Annotated in this window: 5 protein-coding genes; all 5 read right to left on the bottom strand. The window is 53.1% G+C overall.

Annotated features, from left to right (window positions below; genetic code table 11):
* Positions 1-171: 171 nt before the first annotated feature.
* Positions 172-915: a phycobilisome rod-core linker protein CpcG2 gene (gene cpcG2, locus H6F80_RS06710; protein WP_190790815.1), complete on the bottom strand. Its 744-nt coding sequence runs from the start codon at positions 913-915 to the stop codon at positions 172-174.
* Positions 916-1147: 232 nt separating this feature from the next.
* A complete protein-coding gene (gene cpcG1 / locus H6F80_RS06715) occupies positions 1148-1987 on the bottom strand; it encodes a phycobilisome rod-core linker protein CpcG1 (protein WP_190790816.1) in 840 nt (279 codons plus the stop codon).
* A 66-nt stretch (positions 1988-2053) separates the two neighbouring features.
* Positions 2054-2692: a C-phycocyanin alpha-cysteine-84 phycocyanobilin lyase subunit CpcF gene (cpcF, locus tag H6F80_RS06720; RefSeq protein ID WP_190790817.1), complete on the bottom strand. Its 639-nt coding sequence runs from the start codon at positions 2690-2692 to the stop codon at positions 2054-2056.
* 98 nt (positions 2693-2790) lie between these two features.
* Positions 2791-3639 (bottom strand): C-phycocyanin alpha-cysteine-84 phycocyanobilin lyase subunit CpcE, encoded by an 849-nt coding sequence (cpcE, locus tag H6F80_RS06725; protein WP_190790818.1) that lies wholly within the window; start codon positions 3637-3639, stop codon positions 2791-2793.
* Positions 3640-3778: 139 nt separating this feature from the next.
* Positions 3779-4056, bottom strand: a 278-nt coding sequence (cpcD, locus tag H6F80_RS06730; RefSeq protein ID WP_242067203.1) for a rod-capping linker protein CpcD, incomplete at its 5' end; no start/stop codon positions are given.

A 4056-nucleotide genomic window follows, 5' to 3' on the forward strand; every position in this document is an offset into this window, starting at 1 on the left:
AGAATTGATTCAGCAAACGAGTAACTTGGAGCAGGAAAAGGTCAGAGTGTTTGATTCGCAGAATGATTCATGCGATCGTTCCGCTTTCCATGTCTTCAACCCTATCCATCAATTCAATTAATCGATGAATTGAATCAATTGACTGGTGCTCAAACTGCTCTATTTCACCCTTTACCGTACCGGAAAGCCCGCTGTGGTGCTAATCGAAACCCGCGTGTCCTGGGGTTTGGTGTCGCGGCTGGTATCAGGAATTTGAATATTCTTGGTACTCACCGGAGTCATTTGCTTCGGCGTAATCTTGATCGATCGCGCCATGTCCAGGAAGTTTTTCACATCGCCCCACTTATACCGCTCGGTTTCCAGGCGATCGCGCCAGTAATCGCCATAGCGAGGTGTCACCAGGTTAAACGGACGATCCTTGTAGCGACGACGCTGATAGGGAACGGTCGTGTCGCCGAAGTTGGTGCTGTACTCTTCGCTGTCTACCAGCGCATCCACAAAGCTATCAAAGCCAAGCGTGGCAATTTTGATCGACCAGGAACGCTTCTCGTCTTCGTTATAGGGAGCACGACCCAGCAATCGCTTCAGGCACACTTCCACAATCCGATAGTTGGAGTTTGTTTCCACTACCAATCTGCGGAAAGTTTCTGACTTTGCCAGACCTCGTACAAAGTCGCGTACGGTGATCGATCGATTCTTGAGCTGAGACTCCAGATCACTCTGACGGCTGCTGCGCAGGATAACGTGCTCGCTAAAAACCTGACGATAAGCTGCCCAGATCATTGCTTCCAGATCCGTGTTATCCGTGCAGTCTTCAAGCCGATAGATGTAGGGCGTGTCTTCACCAGGAACCTCATAGCCCGGAACTCGATGATTCCGTGAGGAGGGGGTGTATTCAAGCAGAGGAATGGTCATGGTGTTACTAAAGAGGAAATAAAGGAATAAAAGTAAATGATGAGAGCCGATGAGGAAAGGCGGATGGATGTGAGAAGGGCTGAAGATCCCTTCTAGTCCCCCTTTTATAAAGAGGTAAGTACCCGATGCAGATAGCCCTTAAGCAAATAGGAGGCTGTATGGCTCAAAGTTCTCCCTTTTTAAGCAGGATTTAAGGGATCTCGACCGTCTTGCCACCCACCTACAAACTCCTCTAAACCTTTGGCATGTTGTACAGATAGCGGTAGGGCAATGCCACATTGGTTGCCTTCACCGTCGGCTTTACTTCACCTGCACTGCGGCTCGAATCAGGAACCTTAATCGTGCTGGAAGTTGCCCGCGCCACGTCCCGCTGCGAATCCTGCTGCGGAATTAGGAGCGACTGCGCCATGTTAAAGAACATCGGCGACACTGCTTGACGAATAACTTTGCGATCGAGGTTGCCGGATTGATACTGCCGTACTTGGTAGTAGGAGCGAGTTTGCAGCTCCATTTCCAGCATTCGGTTCCGCCAGTAGTCGCTATAGCGCGGGTTGGTCAGGTTAAACGGGCGACCTTCCATCCGGCGACGCTGATAAGGAACCACATCATCGCCAAAGTTTTGCCTGTACTCGTCGCTGTCCACCACTGCATCAATAAAGCCGTGCAGTCCTTTGGTCGCAATCACGATCGACCAAGCAATCTGCTCATCTTTACTGTAGGATGCCCGTCCTAAAAACCGCTTGAAGGTGAGATCGACAATGCGATAGTTCGAGTTCAGGTCAGCAATCTCATCGCGGTATACGTCCGACTTGCCCAGCCCTCGAATGAACTCTCGCACTGAAATCGCCCGGTTCCGCAACTGAGATTCCAGCGCAGGCTGGCGATAGCTTTCCAGAACCAGATGTTCGCTAAAAATCTGCCGATAAGCTGCCCAGATGATCTCGTTTACGTCAGTATCCGAGATGGCGTGGCTCAGGCGGTAAAGGGTAGGGTCGTCCTCATCGGGGACATCGTAGCCCTCCACACGCTGATTCTGGGTCTTAGGAGTAACTTTGAGAAGAGGGATCGACATTGTTTAACCTAGTGTTTTGTGTACAAAGGGGGGAGTAGGAAAGGGGGAATAGGGAGTGGAAATAAGCTACTTGCCTGCCAGTTCCCGGAGTGCTTTCTGGCTTCTTGCCTGTACTGCTAAATCTGCATCCTGCTCCGCAATTTGCCGCAACTGCTGTTCGATCGCCGGATGCAAAGAATTGGCTGCACCTGCCAGTACCTCCAGTGCCCCGATTGCTGCATAGCGCAAAGACCAGTCGGAGTCCTGGCTAATTTTTATCAGCGAGGTCATCACCTGTTCTTGAACCGATGCCCTGTTGTCTTCAGGGAGCCAGTCCCAGCGAAGAGAACCGAGTCCCCTAGTTGCAGCCCGCCGCACACTCGGCGCAAAATCTGCTTCAGCCGCCGCCAGCAATACCTCTAGCGCACGCGGATCGCCAATACCCACTAGTGCCCGAATCGTCCAGGCTCTTGCGCCATAGTTGTAGTCGTCCACCAGGTCGAGCAAGGGCTGAACTGCGATCGCGCCCATTTGCACCAGACCCCGCACTGCGATCGCCGCAGCCCCCGGATTATTAAATCCCAGAGCGCGAATCAGCGTCGGAATGCCTGCCTCCTGCTGGGCTGCTGCCAATGCCTGCACCGCACCAACCAATCGTTCGGGCGAATCTGCCTGATCGATCGCATCAATCAGCGGCTGGGCATTAACGGAGTTAGAGATTGTCATCGGGCAAGAAAACATCAGAAAAGGTGAGGAATCGGGAATAGAGACTTAAACGAGTGAGCCAATTTGACAGGTTTGTTGTAGGGAGGATATCCCGCTTGCTACAGCAAACTGTCCATCAAATCCATCAGTTTCAGCGCGTCCGGCGACAGAGCAGCTCCCGATCGAACCTGATGTTCCAGCAAGCCTTTCAACGAGAACAGCTTGAAGCTATTTTCAGCGGCAGCCGTGGCAATTGCTTCAGCCGCAGGCAGATAGCCTACTGCTCCCAGGTCAGACAACGCAGCGCGACGCAAATTGATATCGCTTCCGGAAAGGGCAGCGACCAATCGATCGCCATACTGCGCCTCATCGGTGAGCTGATACATGGCGCGGGCAGCGGCATACTGTACTCGTCCCAGCGAATGAGCTAGGAAAGGCTGAATAAAGTCGATTGCTTCTTGCTGCCACGGGGTTCCGGGCGCGAGTGCCCCCAGAGCTTCCATGACTGCCTCGATCGGTTCTGCCAAGTGAGGACGACCCGGAACAGGCTGAGCCGCCTCCAGACCGCCTTGCAAAAGTGGCAACAGAGCTGGAACTGCCGACGCATCGCCAAGCATTCCTAAAGACTGTGCGGCTGACTCGCGAACATAAAAATCTTCGCAGGACAAACACGCTACTAACCCCGGAACCGCCCGTCGATCGTCTAGCTTACCCAATGCCCTTGCCGCATTTCGTCGCAGCGGATAGCCGCCCAACTCGGTGCGATCGGACTCGTCCTGTAAGGCTGTAACGAGCGCATCGACTGCCGCAGGCTCTTTAACGCGAAATTTGCCCAGCCACCAGGCAGCGTAGTACCGCAAGCTCAGGTCAGGATGGGTCAAATTAGCAATTGCCTGTTCGATTGTGAGGTCGCCTGGGGAGCCGCCGGGCTCAGAAGGATTATTCCGATCGATTGAAGATTCCAGCATGAAACACGCACCAATATGCAGGCAAACTGCCCGCCTAGAAGCGATTTAGCTTAACGAGTGAGATCAAGACCCTTAAAGCTGAATCGTTGCAAAGCACCTCCCCCACTGGGGAAACGGCAGGCTGACTGCCGCTGCCCAATCAATTTGCCGACGCCTGCGCCGACTCTTCTGCCGACAAAGGCTCGATATTGACAATCTTGCCGCCCATTCGCAAAATGCGCTGCATTTCTTCGTTCATCCGGTTATAGGGCACAGTGATAAACACGCTGCCGCTCCGACGAATCGAATAGTTATTGCGATCGTTTTCTTCGTTTTGACGCAGACCGACCACCTCATAACGGAACATCCGGCTTCCAGAGGGGCTATTTGCTGAACCACCAACCGCAGCTTGTCCAAACATGAGTCGAATACCTCCTG

This window comes from Leptolyngbya sp. FACHB-711, from assembly GCF_014695615.1.
In the GTDB taxonomy this organism is placed as follows: domain Bacteria; phylum Cyanobacteriota; class Cyanobacteriia; order Elainellales; family Elainellaceae; genus Leptolyngbya_A.

Coding starts and splice junctions, on each gene's coding strand:
- cpcG2 (WP_190790815.1), bottom strand. CDS start 915: ATGACCATTCCTCTGCTTGAATACACCCCCTCCTCACGGAATCATCGA.
- cpcG1 (WP_190790816.1), bottom strand. CDS start 1,987: ATGTCGATCCCTCTTCTCAAAGTTACTCCTAAGACCCAGAATCAGCGT.
- cpcF (WP_190790817.1), bottom strand. CDS start 2,692: ATGACAATCTCTAACTCCGTTAATGCCCAGCCGCTGATTGATGCGATC.
- cpcE (WP_190790818.1), bottom strand. CDS start 3,639: ATGCTGGAATCTTCAATCGATCGGAATAATCCTTCTGAGCCCGGCGGC.